Here is a 20,306-nt window from a genome sequence, read left to right as displayed (position 1 = left end):
GATCGGTTCTATCGGTTTCCGTCTTGTAATGCTGGAGAGAGATCATGAGCCGCTTCACCACTACTCTGAAAACCGAGCAGACCGGCCGGCGCTCGTACACGCTGCTCGCTGACCTGGTTCTGGCCGACGATGACGAGCAGGTCATCACCGTGCCCTCCGGCTTCACCACTGACTTTGCCAGCATCAAGGTACTGCACAACGCCCTCCTGTTCGTGCTGTTCGCGCTGGTGTCGGGATACGGCAACTACGCGGCGACCGTGCATGACTGGCTGTACGAGCATGGATCGCTGACGCGCAAAGAGGCGGATGCCGTGCTGTACCGGGCGCTGCGTGCTGAGGGTGTGGCGCGATGGCGGGCCTGGCTGATGTATGCAGGTGTCCGTTTAGGCGGTGCCAAGCAATACAAGACCCCGACAAGTTCGGGGTTTTCTTCGTCTGGAGATTGAAAAGACAAAGCCCCGGCGAGCTGTAATCACCAGGGCTTCTGTTTTCTGCGATGGGGACGCATCGAGAACGTCCGACAATGCTATCAGCGGGAACCAAAAAGCAAAACCCCGGCGGTTCGCAATCGCCGGGGTTTCTATTTTCTCCAGCGCCCTTTATCGCGGAAGAATGTGAACAGATCCTAGCCCAAATATCTGGGTGTGGACAGGGTGCCATGCAGCGATGTCACAATGACATGTCGCCACCTGGAAAACCTACGCTCAAGGAAAGAGGATGCACCGATATCTTGTTGTTGCGCTTTCAACGTTGCTATTGGCTATATATGGATTAACATTTTTAACCACGCCCTCAGGACTGAGCGGTTTACCTGGGTGGGCTCCCTATAGCCTCTAAACTAAATTCTTGAAATATGCCCGCCACGCGCGGGCTTTTTTTCGTCTGGAGAAAAGTAATGGCTCGACTTTCTGAATCGCTCGCCGGCGGCCGCAACGCGCTGGCGTTCCTCGACATGCTCGCTTGGTCAGAAGGAACCAGCACCTCGCCGGCCACTGCCATGGATGGCTACGACGTGATTGTGACCGGCAGTGACCGTAAGCCTGAGGTGTTCAAGGATTTCGCGGATCACCCCTTCGCCAAGGGCCGAAAATCGAAGACCATCAACAGCAAGGGGCTCACCTCCAACGCTTCCGGTCGGTACCAGCAGATGCTGAAGGACTGGCCGCACTACAAGGCTCTGCTCAAGCTGCCGGACTTCAGCCCGATTAGCCAGGACTTGCTGGCCATCCAGCACATCCGAGAATGCCGCGCATTGCCAGATGTGATTGCCGGGCGGATCGAAACAGCAATCGCGAAGTGCCGGAACATCTGGGCCAGCCTGCCGGGGGCCGGATATGGTCAGCGAGAGCATCGCCTCGAGGATCTGCTGAAGCAGTACCGGCTGGCGGGCGGATTGATGTCGTGATGTCGAGGCAGATGATGGACGAGATCCTGCTGGCGATGGCCGTCAGCGTTGCCTGCACCTGGCAGGTGCGAGACTGGCGGGTGGGCAAGCCCCAGCTTTCAATGCCAAAGCGAAGCTCTCAGCTCTTATAGCTAATCTCAAATACAGCAACCGCCATGTGCAAATTTATTTTCTTCCGGTCATCTTTCGCCCAATGAGGGATGGGCTGATATCTCTTGAGGGCGAACGCCACCTTGCCACGGGCTCTCGGGTGGGTACGCTTCAGCGCGGCCTCCTCCCCTTGCACCATTGACCTCAACTTCTCTTCTGATTTTTTTGTGGTGAACACAAGATAGTTGGTTTCCAGGCGGGCGCCCGCATGCACCGTCCTGGTCACATATGCAAGGCGGGCCAGATCATTTGCCAAATGAGCACTACGCGACCCTCTCTTAAACTCCATTACGTGAACTGGTGTTCCGAGCTTTCCCGTTCGGAGCACTAGGTCAAATCGGCCATTCCCGCGCAGTTCGTCATTTCCAAGCAGGTCGTCGATTTCGGTCTCATCAACCCCTGCGTCAGCCAATGTTTGCTTGACAGATGCTTCCAGACGAAAACCGAAGTTTGAAAACGACCTCGCTACATGCTGCGCTACGTGGACGGCCATGAAATACTCAGGCATTCGGCTCAGAGGCAAGTCGGCTTGCTTGATCGCCATATCGCTAGCATGAAGGAGGCCCTCCACGATGGCGTCAAGACGATTATTCGGAGATGATTTTTGTAGCGACGTAGTCACTATTGACCCCTTCTAATTAGTACGCTGCCATCCAGCAGAACTCATCCACGCCGACGACGATGAATCGATCAAGGTATCGGCGAATATCGAGGACCTCTTGAGGGAAGGGGTTCTCCCTGGCTTAGTTGCTCGAGTGGGAACTCGGCTTTTAGGCTTCTTCTGCAACTTTAGAATTCAGAGCGATAATTGCTTCGGCCTGAGCCTCAGACATCAATCGCAAAGCCTCGGCGGGATTCGACCCTGCAAATTTCAGCAGCCAGCTTCTTAGCTCAGCTTGGTCAAATTCGAACTCTGCTAAAAACGAGCCGGTAAGAGACACACCTTCGATTTTACCGTACGCGCTGAGACCATCGTGCCAGGCGAGCGGGCCTTTCTTTCCCTCAACAAACCCCTGAGATGTATGCTTCACCGGTTTGAGGGCGTGATTGTGAGCGTGGACCTCACGCTCCCAGCCTCTAAATGTGACTTTCATGAATTGCTTTCCTTGCCAGACCATCGATTGATAATAGCAATATGCTACTTGCCCGGCCTGATTCGCTCAACCTACAAATGCACGCCGGAGGGGGATACAGCACGTCTATGGCAATCATGGTTTGGAGGAAGGCCTGATCATTCGGGCGTCATCAGAACCGCAAGCGCCTGCTTGATGAAAACCTCATTATTGCCGACGGTTCTGCGCGGGTTGTCCGCGACATCGCAGCGCCCACTACATCGCACTACAAATGCTGTCATTAAGCTGGCATAACCGAGCCAAAACCACCCATTCAGACACAAAAAAGGCACTTGCGATAATCGCTAAGTGCCTGATTTGTATAGCTTGTTTGGTGGAGCCGGGGGGATTTGAACCCCCGTCCGCCAGTACTCCGCTGTCGGTACTACATGCTTAGCCGTTTCTATTAAGTTAACCCTCAGCGACCCGAAGGGCAGGGTGCTTTGGGCGAGTTGTGTAAGTTTTAGCCGCTTCGTCCACAACGTACTGCACGGCGATTCTGTTCTATATGACAATCACTTTGGGTTTACAGACATCCCCTGGTGATTGCTGGACCCGAAGGTACCAGAAGCTCAGGGCTAAGGCTGCTTACGCAGCGAGAGCGAATTCCTGGCCGTAGTTTTCGTCATTGGCAACTATAAGAAGTTGCAACAGTGGATTTACGAGTTCTGTTACCAACTCGGCATGCACCTAAAGTTTCGCAACCGGCGTCGAATCCTAAACGGCCCCGTGCTTGTAACTCGTTGTTTCTTAGTGAGTGACAAGCCTGTGCAGTGTACGCCAAACCGTCACAGAAGGCCAACCCGAAGGTTGGCCTTGGGCGGCCGTCTGGTTATTTGCCGCCTTTGTCGAGGTCTTGCAGGTCTTGCAGGGCCTTGGCGGTGATCTCGATGCACTGTTTGTCATTGCCGGCGGCGTGGGCTGCCTTGGCTTGGGAGACGGCAGTGTCTATCTCGCCACTTTTACCGGTGGTGTCGGTGGCGAGCAGGGCTTTGCCGTTGTTGATTTTGTCGAGGTTGATTTGGCACAGGTCTTTATCACCTGCGGCAAAGGCAGGGGACGCCAGCATCGCAGCGGTGATGAACAAGCCAGCAAGAGCGGAACGCTTCATAGGGTATCTCCTTGCGCAAAAGGGCTCGACGCTGCTGGCGTTAATCGGCTGCCAGCGACATCACTGAAGGGCCTCGTTCGCCGAGGCCTATGCAGATGACTACGCCCGGGCGCAGGGGTTCTGTTTTTTTGCAGGTTTAATGGGCGCGGGCCTGGGTTACTCGGTCTACGAGGTAGACCAGTCCGTGATAGTCGATGCCGCCGTGTTGGCTCAGGCCGATCTCGCAGGTGCGACTGGTGGAGATGCCTTCGCTGCAATATTGCACCGCGTCCTTGAGGCTGCGCAGTGAGTGGGCGTTGAGTTCCGGGGTGGTGAAGCCTTTGTCGCCGGCAAAGCCGCAGCAGTGGATACCTTCCGGGATGACCACGGTTTTGGCGCAGCGTCGGGCGAGGTCGATCAAGGCCTGGCTTTCTCCCAGGTGTTGCGTGCTACAGGTGACGTGGACGGCGATGGGCGCTTCCTGGGGCGTGAAGTCGAGGCGATCCATCAAATGTGTGCGGATGAATCGCACGGGGTCATACAGGTCCAGGCGTGATTCACCCAAGTCCTGCACCAGGCGTAGGGTGCAGGGGCTGGTGTCGCAATAGATCGGGTCGAGCCCGCCACGGCTGGCGTGGAGCAGGGCGCCGATCAGTTCCTGGCGCTTGTGCTCGGCTTGTTCGGCATAGCCTTTGGAGGCGAAGGGTTGGCCGCAGCAGAGGCTGTCCTGGTTGTCGGGTGATACTACTTGGTAACCGGCTTTTTCCAGCAGGCTGCGGGTTTTTTCGTACAGCGACATTTGCTCTTTATCGTCCGCCGCAGGCCCCATGGCGCGTGAGACGCAGGCGGCCAGGTAAACCACGCGTGGGCGTTCATCCGTGACTGGTGGGCTGAAGCGAATGGCTTTTTCCGGCTGGGGCATGGCGTTGGTCCACTGCGGGATCTGCCCCTTGGACAGTTTGCTCACGCTGGCCGACAGCTTCGCCAGCCGTGGTGCGCCCAGCAGCATGCGCGCGCCATTGGCGACATGCAGGGTAAACCGTGCACCTTGCAGTGCCGTGGCGAAATGAGTGGCGAGCCATTCGGCCGTTTTCGTACGGCTGGCGTCGCGGCTGCGCAGTTTTTTCACCAGGTCGCCGGTATTGATTCCCACAGGGCAGCGCTGGGCACAGAGGCCGGTGGCGGCGCAGGTGTCGATGCCTTGATAGTGGTAGGCGGCTTCCAGTTCGGTGGTGTCGATGCCGGCGCGTTTTTTCGCCTGGATATCACGCCAGATCACGATGCGCTGGCGTGGGCTCAGTGTCAGGCCTTTCGACGGGCATACCGGCTCGCAGAACCCGCACTCGATGCACTTATCCACAAGCTCGTCGGCTGCGGGCAAGGGTTTGAGGTGCTTGAGGTGAATCTGCGGGTCTTCGCTGAGCACCACGTCTGGATTGAGAATGCCGTTGGGGTCCAGCAGGCGCTTGAGCTGCCACATCAGCTGATAGGCATCGCTGCCCCATTCCAGTTCGACGAACGGTGCCATATTGCGGCCGGTGCCGTGTTCGGCCTTCAAAGAACCGCCAAATTCCACCGCCACCAGTTGCGCCACGTCGTCCATGAACGCTTGGTAACGTGCGACTTCTTCCGCGCTGTTGAAGCCTTGGGTGAAGACGAAGTGCAGATTGCCTTCCAGGGCATGTCCGAAAAGGATGGCTTCGTCGTAGTGATGTTTATCGAACAGTTCGATCAGGCGGTTGACGCCGATAGCCAATTGCTCGACCGGAAACGTCACGTCCTCGATGATGACCGTGGTGCCGGTTTGCCGTACGGCCCCGACGGCGGGGAAGGTGTCTTTGCGGATGGCCCACAGGCGGGCGTTCTCGACCGGGTCTTCGGTGAAGTCGACCTGCTTTTCCACCGGGAAGTGCGCGAGGGACGCCATGATCAGCGCCAACTGTTCGTGCAGCAAGGACGGTGAAGCGGCGCGAGATTCGATCAGCAGCGCGCAGGCATTTTCCGATAGGTGTTGTACGAAGGCGGGCATGCCGGGTTTGTTTTGTACCGAGCGCATGCTGCGTCGGTCCAGTAGCTCAACGGCTGATACGGGTTGGGTTTTCAGCACTGTGACCGCGTTGCAGCAGGTCTCAACGTCCGGGAACACAATCAGCGCCGACGCCTTGTTCGGGTGGTCGACCACGGTGTCGTAGGTGACGGCGCTGATAAACCCCAAGGTGCCCTCGGAGCCCACCAGCAGATGGCTGAGGATATCCAGCGGCTCATCGAAATCCACCAGGGCGTTGAGTGACAGGCCGGTGGTATTTTTCAGGCGGTATTTGTGGCGGATTCTTGCTGCCAATTCAGCGTTGGCCCGCGTCTCACGCCCCAGTGTGCCCAAGCGTTCAAGCAGTGCGTCGTGTTGCTGACGAAACGCCGCGACGCTGGCCGCATCTTCGGTGTCCAGGCGACTGCCATCGGCGAGTACCAGGCGGATGCCTGCCAGGGTGTGATAGGTGTTTTGCGCTGTGCCACAGCACATGCCGCTGGCGTTGTTGGCGACGATGCCGCCGATTTTGCAGGCGTTGATCGACGCCGGGTCCGGCCCGATCTTGCGACCGAACGGCGCCAGCCATGCGTTGGCCTGTGCGCCGATGACGCCAGGTTGCAGACGAATTTGCGTACCTTGCCCGCGAATCTCGCGGCCGTTCCAGTTGTCCCCCAGTACGATCAATACCGAGTCGCTGATGGCTTGCCCGGACAAACTGGTGCCGGCAGCGCGGAAGGTCACCGGGACGTGGTCGCGCTGGGCCAGTTGCAGCAACGACACCACCTCGTCTTCCGACTCTACGCGGACCACCAGTTGTGGGATCAGTCGGTAAAAGCTGGCGTCGGTGCCGAATGCGAGGGTGGAAAGTGGGTCGTCGAAGCGTCGATCTTTTGGGATCAGTTGTGCGACGTCGCTCAGGAAAGCAGCAGGCAGGCTCATCGGTCCTCCAGAAATAGCTGACGCCAGCATGGGTGTCTGGCGTCGATTCTTACTCTATTGCGTGCAGGTCTCAGTGCACCAGCATACCGGTGAACCAATAGGCCTGGGCCAGGGTGATCAAGCCGACTATGGTGGCAAAGAACAGGCTGTGCTTGAGGGTGAAGCGGAACAGGTCGGATTCCTTGCCCACCAGGCCGGTAGCGGCGCAGGCCACGGCGATGGATTGTGGCGAGATCATCTTGCCGGTCACGCCGCCGCTGGTGTTTGCCGCCACCAACAGGGTGTCGTTGACGCCAATCTGGTGCGCGGTGGTGGCTTGCAGCGAGCTGAACAGGGCGTTGGACGAAGTGTCGGAGCCTGTCAGGAAAACACCCAGCCAGCCCAGGAACGGTGAGAAGAACGGGAAGGCAGCACCCGTACCGGCCAATACCAGGGCCATGGTCGAGGACATGCCGGAGTAGTTGGTGACAAAGGCGAACGCCAGCACCATGCCAATGGACAGGATCGGCCAGCGCAGTTCGTAGAAGGTCTCTTTTAAAGTGGTAAGACCAGTTTTGATGTCGATCTTCAGTATCCGCATGGAGATCAGTGCAGAGAAGAAAATCGCGGTGCCGGTCGCCGAAATCGGGTCGAGCTTGAACACGGCTGGAATCGCGGTGGGGTTGGTTACGATGGGGGCAACTTTGATTACCAACTGATCCAGGTGCGGAATTGCGAAGTTGAACACCCAGCTGTACATCGAGCCGCCAGCGACGAACATCGCCTTGAATGGCTTGAGAGTCCAAATGGTGACCAGCACGGTGAGGATCAGGAACGGCGACCACGCCTTGAAAATCTGCCCCAGGCTGTAGGGCGACGCCACGGTGTTGCGTGGCTGGCCGAAGCCGCCGGCGCTGGCGGTGATCGTTGCGCTGGAGGTGGCACCCGCAATTTGTGCGCCTGCGCTGCGTTTGGGCTGCCAGACTTTGAGGAATAGGGTCAGGGCAACCAGGCTGGCCAGCGCTGAGGTGATGTCTGGCAGTTCCGGGCCGATGAAATTGGAGGTGAAGTATTGGGTGACGGCAAAGCTCAGGCCGGCAACCAGTGCAGCGGGCCAGGTTTCACGTACGCCGCGCAGGCCGTCCATCATGAAGACCAGCCAGAACGGTACGAACAGGGACAGCAGCGGCAGTTGGCGACCGGCCATGGCGCCGATCTTGAATGAATCGATGCCTGTCACTTGGCCGGCCACGATGATCGGGATGCCCAAGGCGCCGAAGGCGACGGGGGCGGTGTTGGCGATCAGGCACAGGCCGGCGGCGTACAGCGGGTTGAACCCCAGACCGACCAGCAGTGCGGCGGTGATCGCCACCGGGGCGCCGAAACCGGCTGCACCTTCGAGGAAGGCGCCAAAGCAGAAGCCAATCAGCAGCACTTGCAGGCGTTGGTCGTCGGTGATTGACAGGACGGAGCTGCGGATGATTTCGAACTGGCCGCTCTTGACGGTGAGTTTGTAGAGGAACACCGCCGCGACGATGATCCATGCGATGGGCCACAAACCATAGGCAAAGCCGTAACCGGCGGCGGCCAGCGCCATATCTACCGGCATTTGGAAGGCGAAGATCGCCACCAGGATCGACAGCGCCAGGGTGATGCTGCCGGCAACGTGGCCTTTGAGGCGAAACACGGCCAGGGCCAGGAAGAAAAATACGATCGGGATAACGGCGGCCAGTGCGGACAGGCCGAGGCTGCCGAGCGGGCTGTAGAGCTGTTGCCAGGTTTGCATATGGGGTGGCCCCTAATTGTTGTTGGTCAGGCACTGCGTTGTCGATTTGGATAATTGGTAATACCAATTTACAATCGCTGTGGGCTAGGTTAAAAGCCTTGAGGGGGATGTGTCAATTTGCCGCTCGCGAAACTTTGGTCGTAGGCCGGCGCTGATTGGGTAAAACGAGCGCGTCCTGATAGGTGTCGCGCGTGCTGCGATAGGCGAGAATAGAGGGCCCGGCAAGTGGTCGGGATGGTGGAGAGTGGGTTATGGGGTTTGATCAGGTGCGTCAGCGCCGTTTGTCTGACGATATTGTCGAGCAACTTGAGGGCATGATCCTTGAGGGCACGCTGAAGTCGGGCGAGCGTCTGCCGGCCGAGCGGGCGTTGGCCGAGCAGTTTGGTGTGTCGCGCCCGTCGTTGCGCGAAGCGATCCAGAAGCTGGCGGCCAAGGGGCTGTTGGTGAGTCGTCAGGGTGGCGGCAATTATGTCGCCGAGTCCCTGGGCTCGACCTTCAGTGATCCGTTGCTGCATCTTCTGGAAAATAACCCTGAGGCTCAGCGGGATTTGCTGGAGTTTCGTCAGACACTTGAAGCGTCGTGCGCCTATTACGCGGCATTGCGGGCGACTGAGGTTGATCGCGAGCGTCTGAGAGCCGCGTTCGAAACGCTGCAGGATTGCTATGCGCGTGCCGATGAGGTGAGTCGGGCGGAAGAGGGCGCGGCGGACGCGAGTTTTCACTTGGCGATTGCCGAGGCCAGCCATAACGCGGTGTTGCTGCACACCATTCGTGGCTTGTTCGATCTACTCAAGCGCAACGTGGTGACCAACATTGGTGGCATGTACCAGCAACGTACGGAAACCCGAGACATGCTGATCAGTCAGCACCGGGATTTGTACCTGGCCATTATCGAGGGGCGGGCGGAGCAGGCGCGCGAGGTGTCTACGCGTCATTTGCTGTATGTGCAGGAAGTGTTGGAGGAGGTGCGCCAAGAGGTGCAGCGTGTGGCGCGTGCGGAGCGGCGCAACGGGATGTAGCCAGGGGCGTTGCCCAAGGCTACATCGCGGCAAGGGTTATTCTTCCTTGCCTTTGTTGCGTACGGCGCGATGCAGTTCGCGATTGGAGTCGCGCTCGCGCTCGGTGTCACGCTTGTCGTATTCCTTCTTGCCCTTGCCCAAGGCGATTTCGCACTTGACCAGGTGCTTGCTCCAATACCAGGACAGGCAGACGCAGGCATAGCCCTTCTGCTGTACGGCGGCGGCGAGCTTTTCGATTTCGCGGGCGTTGAGCAGCAGCTTGCGCGTGCGCACCGGGTCGGCAATCACGTGAGTGCTCGCGGTGGTCAGCGGGGTGATATGACTGCCAAGCAGCCACGCCTCGCCATCCTTGAGCAGCACATAGCTGTCGACCAGTTGCAGCTTGCTGGCACGCAGACTTTTTACTTCCCAGCCGGCCAGGACCAGACCAGCCTCGAAACGATGTTCGATGAAGTAATCGTGTCGCGCCTTTTTATTTTGCGCGATGGTCCCTGTGGGGTGTTTCTTTTGTTTAGCCATAGGGGCGGCATTATAGGGAGTTGCGAGCGTGTCGGCTACGGTCAACCTGCGTGCTTGAGCGTGTTGGATGAATCCCGGACAATGTAGGCAGTTCTTTGGTTTTTTTCTTTCGCGAATTGGGCTGTTCTTTCGCGATGTTTGCCGTTCAGCTGTGGAAATAACGCACACATGACGACGCATATTCAACGTTCAGCGCTGCTGCCCTATCCGGCACAGGCGCTCTATGACCTGGTCAACGACGTGGCGCGTTACCCGGAATTCCTGCCGTGGTGCTCAACCGCCGAGGTGTTGGAAAGCAGTGATGAGCACATGGTTGCCAGTGTGGGTGTGGCAAAGGGCGGGCTGAGCCAGCACTTTGTTACGCGCAATGTGCTGGTGCCGGGTAAGTCCATCGAAATGAACCTGCAGGAAGGGCCGTTCACCCAGTTGCATGGGGTTTGGGTCTTCAAGGCGCTGACTGACAAGGCCTGCAAGATCAGCCTGGATCTGTCGTTCGATTACGCGGGACCGATTGTGCGAGCGACTTTGGGGCCCTTGTTCAATCAGGCTGCCAATACCTTGGTGGATGCGTTCTGTCAGCGGGCCAAGCAGTTGCATGGTTGATATCGAAGTGGTGTATGCCGCTGAGGATCGCCAGGTTTTGCTGGCGGTGACGGTGCCTGTGGGAACGGGTTTGCGGGCCGCGGTGCAGGCGTCGGGGATTGCGGCGCAGTTTCCTGAATTGAATCTGGCGGATTGCCCCTTGGGGATATTTGGCAAGGTGGTCGCGGATGCTGAGCGGCGCGCTGTGCAAGCGGGTGATCGCATCGAAATCTACCGGCCCTTGCTGGCAGACCCTAAAGAGGTGCGCCGGCTGCGTGCAGCCAAGGCGGCGTTGGCTCGGCAGCAGAACTCTTAGGTTGGCCAAACGATAGATAGCAAAAAGCCCGGCATGCCGGGCTTTTTTGCGCGCCGCAATGTTATTGCGGGCTGGTGTCCAGAGGCTGTGGCGTCGGGACTGGCACAGTTTGTACGCCGTCGACGTCTTTCTGGATCTTGTCGAGCAGTGAGCCTGGCTTGGCCGGTACGTCAGACGCTGGCTTCTCGGCTTCCTGCGCGGGCGCAGTCACGTTGGTGCCGTTGTCTTTGCCGAGCAAGGCTTCATCACGGCTTACGCCGGGCATGAAGTCACCGGACAGGCTCACAAGCTGGTCGTTGCCATTAAAAATGACACTGACGCGTTCCTGCTGGCGTTCACCGCCACCAGGTTGGATGCTGTAGAGATAATCCCAGCGATCAGCATGGAAAGTGTCGGTCAGCAGGGGGTTGCCCATGATAAACCGTACTTGCCGTCGGGTCATTCCCGGGCGTAACTGGTCTATCATATCCTGCGTGACGACATTGCCCTGCTGGATGTCGATTTTGTAAACCCCGGGGAATGAACAACCGGCGAGTGCGAGCAGTCCCACAAAGGTGAAACTGGTTAGCAAGAGCTTGGTGTTTTGCATCGGTGGGCGACTTCCACTATCTTGGCTGGGACAACGTAAACGCCGATCATACCCGTATTAAGAGAAGCTGCGAAGCAGCATCCGCGAGAAAGCTAACCATGGTTGAAAATAGCGAACTACGCAAAGCCGGTCTTAAAGTGACTCTGCCACGAGTCAAGATTCTACAAATGCTCGATTCTGCTGAGCAGCGCCACATGAGTGCCGAAGATGTTTACAAGGCGCTGATGGAGTCTAACGAGGACGTTGGCCTGGCCACGGTTTACCGCGTGCTGACCCAGTTTGAAGCCGCAGGGCTGGTGGTTCGTCATAATTTCGACGGCGGTCATGCGGTGTTCGAATTGGCGGATGGTGGTCATCACGACCACATGGTTGACCTGGATACCAATGAGGTTATCGAGTTCACCAGCCCCGAAATCGAAGCGTTGCAGCACAAGATTGCTGAGGACCATGGTTTCGATTTGGTTGACCATAATCTGGTCCTGTACATCCGTAAGAAAAAGTAAAAAACCTGCAGATTCGCTCTGCAAAACGATCGAAGGCGACCTCAGGGTCGCCTTCGTGCTTTCTATATAAGAAGAAATTGCCGGGTCAGGCCTTCGTTGCCACGACCATTTTCTTCGCGTGTGCCAAGGACTCCTTGGTCAAATCGATGCCGCCGAGCATGCGCGCGACCTCTTCTACGCGTTCCGACTTGTTCAGCTTGGAAACGGCCGTATGTGTCGCATCACTGCCACGCACCTTATGAACAAACAGATGTTGATGCCCTTGCGCCGCCACCTGCGGTAGGTGGGTCACGGTCAGCACCTGACCCCGCTCTCCCAAGCGGCGCAGCAGTTGGCCAACAATTTCTGCTGTCGGCCCGCCAATGCCGACATCCACTTCGTCGAACACTAGCGTGGGTACTCGTGAGGTTTGTGCCGTGATCACCTGGATCGCCAGGCTGATCCGCGACAGTTCACCGCCCGACGCTACTTTTGCCAGCGCTTTTAGTGGTTGTCCCGGGTTGGCGCTGACCAACAGTTCTACTTGCTCCAGGCCATGGGGTTGCAATTCATTGCTGGCGTTGGCGCGCAGTTCGATAGTGAAACGCCCGCCCGGCATGCCCAAACGTTGAATCTCAAGTTCCACGGCGCTCGCCAGGCTGGTGGCTGCCTGTTGGCGCAAGTCGCTCAGTTCGCGTGCCTTCTCTTGATAGTGGCGCGCGAAGGAGGCGAGCTCATCACCCAGGCGCTCGATAGACTCGTCGTTCGCGTTCAGGGTTTCGATTTCATCCAGCAGTTTCTGTTGCAGCGTTGCTACTTCCGTCGGCTGGATTCGATGCTTGCGTGCCAGTGTATAAATAGTGTCCAGACGCTCTTCTATTTCCTGCAGCCGCGCGGGGTCGGCGTCGAAATGGTCCAGGAAGCGATTCAGCTCGCCAACGGCTTCTTCTACTTGGATCTGTGCGCTGGTGAGTAGGGTGGTCGCTTCGCCCAGCGAGCCGGAGGCGCTGTTCACGCTGGATAAACGATTAAGACTGGCGGTCAGTGCATTGAGCACATTGCCGGAGTCGCTTTCGCTGCATTGCTCCACGACTTGGCGGCAGATACCCAGCAGGGTCTCGGCGTTGGTCAGGTTCTTGTGTTCCTGTTCGAGCTGTTCCAGCTCGGTCTCGCCGAGGCCCAGGCTTTCCAGTTCTTCAAGCTGATAGCTGAGCAATTGGTGGCGCGCACGCTGTTCATCGCCGGAGTTGGAGAGGCGCTCCAGTTCCTGGCGGGTTTGGCGCCAGCGTTGGGCGGCGAGTTGAACCTGTCGGGCGAGGTCGGTGGCGCCGGCATATTCGTCCAGCAGGCGGCGGTGGGTATCGGTTTTCAGCAGGGATTGGTGTTCGTGCTGGCTGTGAATATCTATCAACAGTTCCCCGAGGGCTTTCAAATCTCCCAGGGGGCAGGGTGTGCCGTTTATATACCCGCGAGAGCGACCTTCGGCAGTGATCACCCGGCGCAGGATGCACGGCCCTTCATTATTAAGATCGCGTTCCGCCAGCCAGGCCTCGGCTTCGGGAATGTCTGCCAGGTCAAAGGTGGCCAGGATATCGGCCTTGTCTGCGCCCGGGCGTACCACGCCGCTGTCGGCGCGATCGCCCAGTGTCAGGCCCAGGGCGTCGAGCATGATCGACTTACCGGCGCCGGTTTCGCCTGTGATTACGCTCATCCCGCGATCCAGTTCGAGATCCAGATGTTCAACGATGGCGTAGTTATGTACAGACAGGTGCACGAGCATGACGGCCGCTCCCAGGCTTTAGGTCTGGTTATTTATACAGTGTTTTATTCAGGGCTGACAATCCTGGCGTTTAGCTCGATTTGCTTGAAATGGAATTTTTTTAAGCGCAATCAGGAATGAGCAGGGCGGAATTGATGAAGGTCAGTCGAAAGACTTTTGGTAATGCCTACGCCCTTGAACCTGCAAATTGTGGCCCCATATACCGGAACAGAAGCGCGAGTTGAGTTCGCGCATGATTTTGAAAGGAGAAATCTATGGCTGACGAACAGACGCAGGATACGCAAACTCCAGACGCCAATTCGGCTGCCGGTGATGAACTGGCGACTCGTGTACAAGTGCTCGAAGAGCAGTTGGCTGCTGCGCAGGACCAGTCTTTGCGTGTTGCCGCCGATCTGCAGAACGTCCGCCGTCGTGCCGAGCAGGATGTGGAAAAAGCTCACAAGTTCGCGCTGGAAAAATTCGCCAATGACCTGCTGCCGATCATCGACAGCTTGGAGCGTGGCCTGGAGCTGTCCAATCCGGACGACGAAAACATCCGCCCGATGCGCGAAGGGATCGAGCTGACCCTGAAAATGTTCCAGGACACCCTGAAGCGTTATCAGTTGGAAGCTGTCGATCCGCAAGGCGGCGAACCGTTCAATGCTGAGCATCACCAGGCCATGGCCATGCAAGAAAGCCATGACCTTGAGCCGAACAGCGTGTTGAAGACGTTCCAGAAGGGTTATCTGCTGAACGGTCGCTTGCTGCGCCCGGCGATGGTTGTAGTGAGCAAGGCGCCTGCGCCGGTTTCGCCTTCTATTGATGAGCAGGCTTGAAATCCGCCGCAAGGCCCCCATCTATAAGTCAAGCGTTTAAGTGCTACCGCAGTTAGCCACAACTGCTGCGGCAACAAAATTCAAGTTTCGGGAGAGTAAATCATGGGCAAAATTATCGGTATCGACCTGGGGACCACCAACTCCTGTGTCTCCATTCTGGAAAACGGCAAAGCCAAAGTTATCGAAAACGCCGAAGGCGCGCGTACTACGCCGTCGATCATTGCTTACGCCAATGACGGTGAGATTCTTGTTGGTCAGTCGGCCAAGCGCCAAGCTGTGACCAACCCGCACAACACCCTGTACGCGGTAAAGCGTCTGATCGGTCGTAAGTTCGACGAAGAAGTCGTACAGAAAGACATCAAGATGGTCCCTTACAAAATCGCCAAGGCCGACAACGGTGACGCCTGGGTTGAAGTCAATGGCCAGAAAATGTCGGCTCCACAGATTTCGGCTGAAGTCTTGAAAAAGATGAAGAAAACCGCCGAAGACTACCTGGGTGAAACCGTCACCGAGGCGGTCATCACTGTTCCGGCTTACTTCAACGACAGCCAGCGTCAAGCGACCAAAGACGCCGGCCGCATCGCGGGCCTGGACGTAAAACGTATCATCAACGAACCAACCGCAGCTGCTCTGGCTTACGGTATGGACAAGGCCAAAGGCGACCACACGGTGATCGTTTATGACTTGGGCGGTGGTACCTTCGACGTCTCCGTGATCGAGATCGCTGAAGTTGACGGCGAGCATCAGTTCGAAGTGTTGGCCACTAACGGCGACACCTTCCTGGGTGGTGAAGACTTTGACATTCGTCTGATCGACTACCTCGTCGACGAATTCAAGAAAGAAAGCGGCATGAACCTCAAAGGTGACCCGCTGGCGATGCAGCGCCTGAAAGAAGCCGCTGAAAAAGCCAAGATCGAACTGTCGTCCAGCAATGCGACCGACGTGAACCTGCCGTATATCACTGCAGATGCCACCGGCCCTAAACACTTGAACGTGAAGATCTCTCGCGCCAAGTTGGAATCGCTGGTTGAAGACCTGGTTCAGCGCACCATCGAACCTTGCCGTATCGCTCTGAAAGACGCCGGTATCGACGTTGGTTCGATCAACGACGTGATCCTGGTCGGCGGTCAGACCCGTATGCCGCTGGTACAGCAAAAAGTAACCGAGTTCTTCGGCAAGGAAGCACGTAAAGACGTGAACCCGGACGAAGCAGTTGCCATGGGTGCTGCCATCCAGGGCGCGGTGTTGGCCGGTGACGTGAAAGACGTGCTGCTGCTGGACGTCAGCCCGCTGACCCTGGGTATCGAAACCATGGGTGGCGTGATGACTGCGCTGATCGAGAAAAACACCACGATTCCTACCAAGAAATCGCAAGTGTTCTCGACTGCCGATGACAACCAGGGCGCTGTGACCATTCACGTGCTGCAAGGTGAGCGTAAACAGGCTGCGCAGAACAAGTCCCTGGGCAAGTTCGACCTGGCCGAGATTCCACCAGCACCACGTGGCGTGCCGCAAATCGAAGTGACCTTCGACATCGACGCCAACGGCATCCTGCACGTCGGCGCGAAAGACAAGGCTACTGGCAAAGAGCAGAAGATCACGATCAAGGCCAACTCCGGTCTGTCTGATGAAGAAATTCAACAGATGATTCGTGACGCGGAAACCAACGCCGAAGCGGACAAGAAGTTCGAAGAGTTGGCAGGTGCCCGTAACCAGGGCGACGCGCTGGTTCACTCGACGCGCAAAATGATCGCTGATGCTGGCGACAAAGTGACTGCCGAAGAGAAGACCGCAATCGAAGCGGCTGTGGTTGCCCTGGAAGCCGCCGTTAAAGGCGACGACAAGGCTGCCATTGAAGCGAAGATTGAGGAACTGTCGAAAGTCTCCGCGCCGGTTGCTCAGAAAATGTACGCCGAACAAGGCCAGCCAGCTGAAGGTGCTGCGCAACAGGCAGAGCCTGAAGCCAAGCACGACGACGTTGTCGATGCCGAGTTCGAAGAAGTAAAAGACCAGAAGTAAGTTGGTCGCCCGGTTGACCGCTATCAAGCGGTGACTGGTAGGATGTCGCCGCGCGGGAGCTTGCTCCCGCGTTGGCGTGTCTGGGGTATGCGAATTTTTACAGCATGCGACAGCGTTCGGATGCTGGCGGTGTGATCGGGAATGCTCCTGCTTTCCGAGCGATATATACCGCATTTTTGGCCGAGCCTCGGCTAAAAAGCAGTAATGACCAGGATCGTTGAATTGACGTGAGTTGGGTCCGGGCCTGTATTGGGGCTCAACGAGTTTGGCAAGGCTCAGGAGGGTCTGGCTGAACGTCCTACAAGAGTGCAAAGACTTATGGCAAAGCGTGACTATTACGAAGTATTGGGTGTGGAGCGCGGCTCCAGCGAGGCGGACCTGAAAAAGGCTTACCGTCGCCTGGCGATGAAGCACCACCCGGACCGTAATCCGGATAGCAAAGAATCCGAAGAGTTGTTCAAAGAGGCCAATGAGGCCTATGAATGTTTGTCTGATCCCAACAAGCGTGCGGCCTACGATCAGTATGGCCATGCCGGTGTCGACCCAAGCATGGGCGGCGGCGGTGCCGGTTTTGGTGGTCAGAATTTCTCCGATATTTTCGGCGATGTGTTCAGTGATTTCTTCGGCGGTGGCCGTGGCGGTCAGCGTGGTGGCGCCCAGCGTGGCAGCGATCTGCGTTACACCCTGGAGTTGAACCTGGAAGAGGCCGTACGCGGCACCAGCGTCAATATCCGCGTACCGACGCTGGTCAACTGCAAGCCGTGCGATGGTTCGGGTGCCAAGAAAGGCTCTTCGCCGATCACCTGCCCTACGTGTGGCGGTATCGGCCAGGTGCGTATGCAGCAGGGCTTCTTCTCGGTGCAGCAGACCTGCCCGCGTTGCCATGGCCAGGGCAAGATCATTTCTGATCCGTGCGACTCCTGCCACGGCGAAGGTCGCGTAGAAGAGTACAAGACGCTGTCGGTGAAAGTGCCGGCGGGTGTTGATACCGGTGATCGCATTCGTCTGTCGGGCGAAGGTGAGGCGGGTACTCAGGGTGGCCCTACGGGCGATCTGTACGTGGTGATCAATGTGCGCGAGCACTCGATCTTCCAGCGTGACGGCAAGCACTTGTTCTGTGAAGTGCCGATCAGCTTTGTCGATGCGGCCCTGGGTGGTGAGCTGGAAATCCCGACCCTGGATGGTCGAGTCAAACTCAAGATCCCGGAAGGGACTCAGACCGGCAAACAATTCCGTATCCGTGGCAAAGGCGTTGCGCCGGTGCGCGGTGGGGGTGCTGGCGACCTGATGTGCCGTGTGGCGGTAGAAACGCCGGTCAACCTGAACCGTCGTCAGCGTGAGCTGCTTGAAGAGTTCCGCGGCTCGCTGGAAGGCGATAACTCCCACTCGCCGAAAACCACGGGCTTTTTCGATGGTGTGAAGCGCTTCTTCGGCGATCTGTAAGGAGTGAGTATGCGACGTATAGCCGTAATGGGCGCTGCCGGGCGCATGGGCAAGACGCTGGTCGAGGCGGTGCAGCAGCGCTCCCCGGCCTCCGGGCTGACGGCGGCGATTGTTCGTCCGGGCAGCACGTTGATCGGTGCGGACGCGGGCGAGCTGGCGTCCCTGGGGCGTATCGGCGTTTCGTTGTCGGGCAACCTGGAGCAGGTGGCTGACGAGTTCGACGTACTGATCGACTTCACCTTGCCGGACGTGATGCTGAAAAACCTAGCCTTCTGCCGCAAGGCGGGCAAGGCCATGGTGATTGGCACTACGGGTTTGACGGCTGAGCAGAAGCAACTGCTGGTGGAGGCGGGCAAGGATATCCCTGTCGTGTTCGCGGCCAACTTCAGTGTCGGTGTGAACCTGTCGCTCAAGCTGCTGGATCTGGCGGCGCGTGTGCTGGGCGATGAGGCGGATATCGAAATCATCGAGACTCATCACCGTCACAAGATCGATGCGCCGTCAGGCACTGCGCTGCGTATGGGCGAGGCCATCGCTGATGCGTTGGGTCGCGATTTGTCGAAGGTGGCGGTGTACGGTCGCGAAGGCCATACCGGTGAGCGTGCGCGTGACACCATCGGCTTTGCCACCGTGCGCGGTGGTGATGTTGTGGGTGATCACACGGTGCTGTTTGCGACCGAAGGTGAGCGCCTGGAGATCACGCATAAAGCTTCCAGCCGCATGACCTTCGCCAAGGGCGCAGTGCGTGCTGCGCTCTGGCTGGAAGGTCGCGAGCCGGGCCTGTATGACATGCGCGATGTGCTGGATCTGCACTAACCAGTAGCTAAAACGGGGCCTCAGGCTTATGCTAAGGCCCCGTTTTTACCCGCTAAGCGACGCCCTGTCGCATTCCCCTGCCTTTTCGGCTCATTAGCGGTGGACCAAAAAAGCCTTTTTCTGTAAGCTACAGCTTTAGTGTGTCCACTAAAAGCGCGCAGAATAATTCAGTGAACAAGCGGGGTGACGTGTCCATACGTCACTCCGCTTTTTTACAACCTGCGATCGCCCTTTCAGGCTTTATTTACGGGAGGTCTTCTTGACTAAGCCAGCCATACTCGCCCTTGCTGATGGCAGCATTTTTCGCGGCGAAGCCATTGGAGCCGACGGTCAGACCGTTGGAGAGGTAGTGTTTAACACTGCCATGACCGGCTATCAGGAAATCCTTACCGATCCTTCCTACGCCCAACAGATCGTCACCCTGACCTATCCGCACATTGGCAACACCGGCACCACGCCGGAAGATGTCGAGTCTGATCGTGTCTGGTCAGCCGGTCTGGTGATTCGTGATCTGCCACTGGTTGCGAGCAACTGGCGTAACACGATGTCGCTGTCCGATTACCTGAAAGCCAACAACGTTGTGGCTATCGCCGGTATCGATACGCGCCGCCTGACACGCATCCTGCGTGAAAAAGGCTCGCAGAATGGCTGCATCATGGTTGGCGACAACATCTCCGAAGCGGCGGCGATTGCCGCAGCGCAAGGCTTCCCTGGCCTGAAAGGCATGGACCTGGCAAAAGTCGTCAGCGTTAAAGAGAAGTACGAGTGGCGCTCCACTGTCTGGGACTTGAAGACCGACAGCCATGCGACCATTGAAGCGGCTGACCTGCCGTACCACGTTGTGGCTTACGACTACGGTGTGAAATACAACATCCTGCGCATGCTGGTCGAGCGCGGTTGCCGTGTGACTGTAGTGCCGGCGCAAACCCCGGCCAGCGACGTACTTGCCCTGCAACCGGACGGCGTGTTCCTGTCCAACGGCCCGGGTGACCCTGAGCCTTGCGACTACGCGATCCAGGCGATCAAGGACGTGCTGGAAACCGAGATCCCGGTCTTCGGTATCTGCCTTGGTCACCAGCTGCTGGCTCTGGCGTCGGGCGCCAAGACCCTGAAAATGGGTCACGGCCACCACGGCGCCAACCACCCGGTACAAGACCTGGACACCGGCGTTGTGATGATCACCAGCCAAAACCACGGTTTTGCGGTGGACGAAGCCACCTTGCCGAGCAATGTGCGCGCCATTCACAAGTCGCTGTTCGACGGTTCCCTGCAAGGCATCGAGCGCACCGACAAGAGCGCGTTCAGCTTCCAGGGCCACCCTGAAGCGAGCCCGGGCCCGAACGACGTAGCGCCGCTGTTCGACCGTTTCATCAATGAGATGGCCAAGCGACGCTGAGTGAGCGGCCTGTGGGTGGCCCCGAATTTCGGTGGCCCCC

Annotated in this window: 19 protein-coding genes and 1 other RNA gene; 11 read left to right on the top strand and 9 right to left on the bottom strand. The window is 57.9% G+C overall.

Annotated elements, in window-relative coordinates:
* Positions 1-44: 44 nt before the first annotated feature.
* Both DYL61_RS16290 and DYL61_RS16285 read left to right on the top strand, forming a co-directional pair.
* Positions 45-446 carry a DUF1353 domain-containing protein gene (locus DYL61_RS16290; RefSeq protein WP_135309160.1) on the top strand — a complete coding sequence of 134 codons (402 nt, stop codon included), beginning with the start codon at positions 45-47 and terminating at the stop codon, positions 444-446.
* A 449-nt stretch (positions 447-895) separates the two neighbouring features.
* On the top strand, positions 896-1,405 hold the full coding sequence (locus DYL61_RS16285) for a glycoside hydrolase family 24 protein (RefSeq protein WP_135309159.1): 510 nt from the start codon (positions 896-898) through the stop codon (positions 1,403-1,405).
* Positions 1,406-1,523: 118 nt separating this feature from the next.
* Here DYL61_RS16285 and DYL61_RS16280 read toward each other — a convergent pair whose 3' ends face one another.
* The 6 genes from DYL61_RS16280 to DYL61_RS16255 all read right to left on the bottom strand — a co-directional run bounded on the left by DYL61_RS16280 (position 1,524) and on the right by DYL61_RS16255 (position 8,490).
* Positions 1,524-2,177 (bottom strand): hypothetical protein, encoded by a 654-nt coding sequence (locus DYL61_RS16280; protein ID WP_135309158.1) that lies wholly within the window; start codon positions 2,175-2,177, stop codon positions 1,524-1,526.
* A 148-nt stretch (positions 2,178-2,325) separates the two neighbouring features.
* Positions 2,326-2,649 carry a hypothetical protein gene (locus DYL61_RS16275; protein ID WP_135309157.1) on the bottom strand — a complete coding sequence of 108 codons (324 nt, stop codon included), beginning with the start codon at positions 2,647-2,649 and terminating at the stop codon, positions 2,326-2,328.
* A 350-nt stretch (positions 2,650-2,999) separates the two neighbouring features.
* Positions 3,000-3,396: a transfer-messenger RNA gene (gene ssrA, locus DYL61_RS16270) on the bottom strand.
* Positions 3,397-3,499: 103 nt separating this feature from the next.
* Positions 3,500-3,778, bottom strand: coding sequence for a hypothetical protein (locus tag DYL61_RS16265; RefSeq protein ID WP_135309156.1), 279 nt, complete (start codon positions 3,776-3,778; stop codon positions 3,500-3,502).
* 136 nt (positions 3,779-3,914) lie between these two features.
* Positions 3,915-6,725: an FAD-binding and (Fe-S)-binding domain-containing protein gene (locus DYL61_RS16260; protein ID WP_135309155.1), complete on the bottom strand. Its 2,811-nt coding sequence runs from the start codon at positions 6,723-6,725 to the stop codon at positions 3,915-3,917.
* Between the two features lie 70 nt (positions 6,726-6,795).
* Positions 6,796-8,490, bottom strand: coding sequence for a lactate permease LctP family transporter (locus DYL61_RS16255; protein ID WP_135309154.1), 1,695 nt, complete (start codon positions 8,488-8,490; stop codon positions 6,796-6,798).
* 251 nt (positions 8,491-8,741) lie between these two features.
* On the opposite strand from DYL61_RS16255, the gene DYL61_RS16250 reads away from it, so the two are divergent.
* Entirely contained in the window at positions 8,742-9,509 is a 768-nt protein-coding gene (locus tag DYL61_RS16250) for a GntR family transcriptional regulator (RefSeq protein ID WP_135309153.1), read from the top strand.
* Positions 9,510-9,545: 36 nt separating this feature from the next.
* Here the strand turns inward: DYL61_RS16250 and smpB are convergent, their stop codons facing one another.
* Positions 9,546-10,028 (bottom strand): SsrA-binding protein SmpB, encoded by a 483-nt coding sequence (smpB, locus tag DYL61_RS16245; RefSeq protein ID WP_105698704.1) that lies wholly within the window; start codon positions 10,026-10,028, stop codon positions 9,546-9,548.
* 168 nt (positions 10,029-10,196) lie between these two features.
* On the opposite strand from smpB, the gene DYL61_RS16240 reads away from it, so the two are divergent.
* The gene (locus DYL61_RS16240; RefSeq protein ID WP_005791512.1) at positions 10,197-10,631 is read left to right on the top strand and encodes a type II toxin-antitoxin system RatA family toxin; all 435 of its coding nucleotides are present in this window, start codon (positions 10,197-10,199) and stop codon (positions 10,629-10,631) included.
* Positions 10,624-10,926, top strand: a complete 303-nt coding sequence (locus DYL61_RS16235) for an RnfH family protein (RefSeq protein WP_135309152.1) — start codon at positions 10,624-10,626, stop codon at positions 10,924-10,926. The genes DYL61_RS16240 and DYL61_RS16235 overlap by 8 nt, the downstream gene beginning before the upstream one ends.
* Before the next feature lie 61 nt (positions 10,927-10,987).
* Here DYL61_RS16235 and DYL61_RS16230 read toward each other — a convergent pair whose 3' ends face one another.
* The gene (locus DYL61_RS16230) at positions 10,988-11,515 is read right to left on the bottom strand and encodes an outer membrane protein assembly factor BamE (protein WP_135309151.1); all 528 of its coding nucleotides are present in this window, start codon (positions 11,513-11,515) and stop codon (positions 10,988-10,990) included.
* A gap of 98 nt (positions 11,516-11,613) precedes the next feature.
* On the opposite strand from DYL61_RS16230, the gene fur reads away from it, so the two are divergent.
* Positions 11,614-12,018 (top strand): ferric iron uptake transcriptional regulator, encoded by a 405-nt coding sequence (gene fur / locus DYL61_RS16225; protein ID WP_003235066.1) that lies wholly within the window; start codon positions 11,614-11,616, stop codon positions 12,016-12,018.
* A gap of 85 nt (positions 12,019-12,103) precedes the next feature.
* On the opposite strand, the gene recN is transcribed toward fur, so the two are convergent.
* Entirely contained in the window at positions 12,104-13,777 is a 1,674-nt protein-coding gene (gene recN / locus DYL61_RS16220; protein WP_135309150.1) for a DNA repair protein RecN, read from the bottom strand.
* Positions 13,778-14,031: 254 nt separating this feature from the next.
* Here recN and grpE point away from each other — a divergent pair, with 254 nt between their 5' ends.
* The 5 genes from grpE (at position 14,032) to carA (ending at position 20,266) form a co-directional block, all read left to right on the top strand.
* Positions 14,032-14,592, top strand: coding sequence for a nucleotide exchange factor GrpE (gene grpE, locus DYL61_RS16215; RefSeq protein ID WP_135309149.1), 561 nt, complete (start codon positions 14,032-14,034; stop codon positions 14,590-14,592).
* Between the two features lie 102 nt (positions 14,593-14,694).
* Positions 14,695-16,611, top strand: coding sequence for a molecular chaperone DnaK (gene dnaK / locus DYL61_RS16210; protein ID WP_135309148.1), 1,917 nt, complete (start codon positions 14,695-14,697; stop codon positions 16,609-16,611).
* Between the two features lie 318 nt (positions 16,612-16,929).
* Complete coding sequence (gene dnaJ / locus DYL61_RS16205) at positions 16,930-18,054, top strand: molecular chaperone DnaJ (protein ID WP_105698710.1); 1,125 nt, start codon at positions 16,930-16,932, stop codon at positions 18,052-18,054.
* 9 nt (positions 18,055-18,063) lie between these two features.
* Positions 18,064-18,870 (top strand): 4-hydroxy-tetrahydrodipicolinate reductase, encoded by an 807-nt coding sequence (dapB, locus tag DYL61_RS16200; protein ID WP_135309147.1) that lies wholly within the window; start codon positions 18,064-18,066, stop codon positions 18,868-18,870.
* Positions 18,871-19,129: 259 nt separating this feature from the next.
* Complete coding sequence (carA, locus tag DYL61_RS16195) at positions 19,130-20,266, top strand: glutamine-hydrolyzing carbamoyl-phosphate synthase small subunit (RefSeq protein WP_135309146.1); 1,137 nt, start codon at positions 19,130-19,132, stop codon at positions 20,264-20,266.
* Positions 20,267-20,306: the final 40 nt, after the last annotated feature.

This window comes from Pseudomonas nabeulensis, assembly GCF_004682045.1.
GTDB classification, from domain to species: domain Bacteria; phylum Pseudomonadota; class Gammaproteobacteria; order Pseudomonadales; family Pseudomonadaceae; genus Aquipseudomonas; species Aquipseudomonas nabeulensis.
The sequence above is the reverse complement of the archived record's forward strand: the minus strand, read 5'-3'. Positions and strand labels throughout refer to the sequence as shown.

Excerpts from the sequence above, each read along its gene's own strand:
- DYL61_RS16290 (WP_135309160.1), top strand. The coding sequence starts at position 45 with ATGAGCCGCTTCACCACTACTCTGAAAACCGAGCAGACCGGCCGGCGC.
- DYL61_RS16285 (WP_135309159.1), top strand. The coding sequence starts at position 896 with ATGGCTCGACTTTCTGAATCGCTCGCCGGCGGCCGCAACGCGCTGGCG.
- DYL61_RS16275 (WP_135309157.1), bottom strand. The coding sequence starts at position 2,649 with ATGAAAGTCACATTTAGAGGCTGGGAGCGTGAGGTCCACGCTCACAAT.
- DYL61_RS16265 (WP_135309156.1), bottom strand. The coding sequence starts at position 3,778 with ATGAAGCGTTCCGCTCTTGCTGGCTTGTTCATCACCGCTGCGATGCTG.
- DYL61_RS16260 (WP_135309155.1), bottom strand. The coding sequence starts at position 6,725 with ATGAGCCTGCCTGCTGCTTTCCTGAGCGACGTCGCACAACTGATCCCA.
- DYL61_RS16255 (WP_135309154.1), bottom strand. The coding sequence starts at position 8,490 with ATGCAAACCTGGCAACAGCTCTACAGCCCGCTCGGCAGCCTCGGCCTG.
- DYL61_RS16250 (WP_135309153.1), top strand. The coding sequence starts at position 8,742 with ATGGGGTTTGATCAGGTGCGTCAGCGCCGTTTGTCTGACGATATTGTC.
- smpB (WP_105698704.1), bottom strand. The coding sequence starts at position 10,028 with ATGGCTAAACAAAAGAAACACCCCACAGGGACCATCGCGCAAAATAAA.
- DYL61_RS16240 (WP_005791512.1), top strand. The coding sequence starts at position 10,197 with ATGACGACGCATATTCAACGTTCAGCGCTGCTGCCCTATCCGGCACAG.
- DYL61_RS16235 (WP_135309152.1), top strand. The coding sequence starts at position 10,624 with ATGGTTGATATCGAAGTGGTGTATGCCGCTGAGGATCGCCAGGTTTTG.
- DYL61_RS16230 (WP_135309151.1), bottom strand. The coding sequence starts at position 11,515 with ATGCAAAACACCAAGCTCTTGCTAACCAGTTTCACCTTTGTGGGACTG.
- fur (WP_003235066.1), top strand. The coding sequence starts at position 11,614 with ATGGTTGAAAATAGCGAACTACGCAAAGCCGGTCTTAAAGTGACTCTG.
- recN (WP_135309150.1), bottom strand. The coding sequence starts at position 13,777 with ATGCTCGTGCACCTGTCTGTACATAACTACGCCATCGTTGAACATCTG.
- grpE (WP_135309149.1), top strand. The coding sequence starts at position 14,032 with ATGGCTGACGAACAGACGCAGGATACGCAAACTCCAGACGCCAATTCG.
- dnaK (WP_135309148.1), top strand. The coding sequence starts at position 14,695 with ATGGGCAAAATTATCGGTATCGACCTGGGGACCACCAACTCCTGTGTC.
- dnaJ (WP_105698710.1), top strand. The coding sequence starts at position 16,930 with ATGGCAAAGCGTGACTATTACGAAGTATTGGGTGTGGAGCGCGGCTCC.
- dapB (WP_135309147.1), top strand. The coding sequence starts at position 18,064 with ATGCGACGTATAGCCGTAATGGGCGCTGCCGGGCGCATGGGCAAGACG.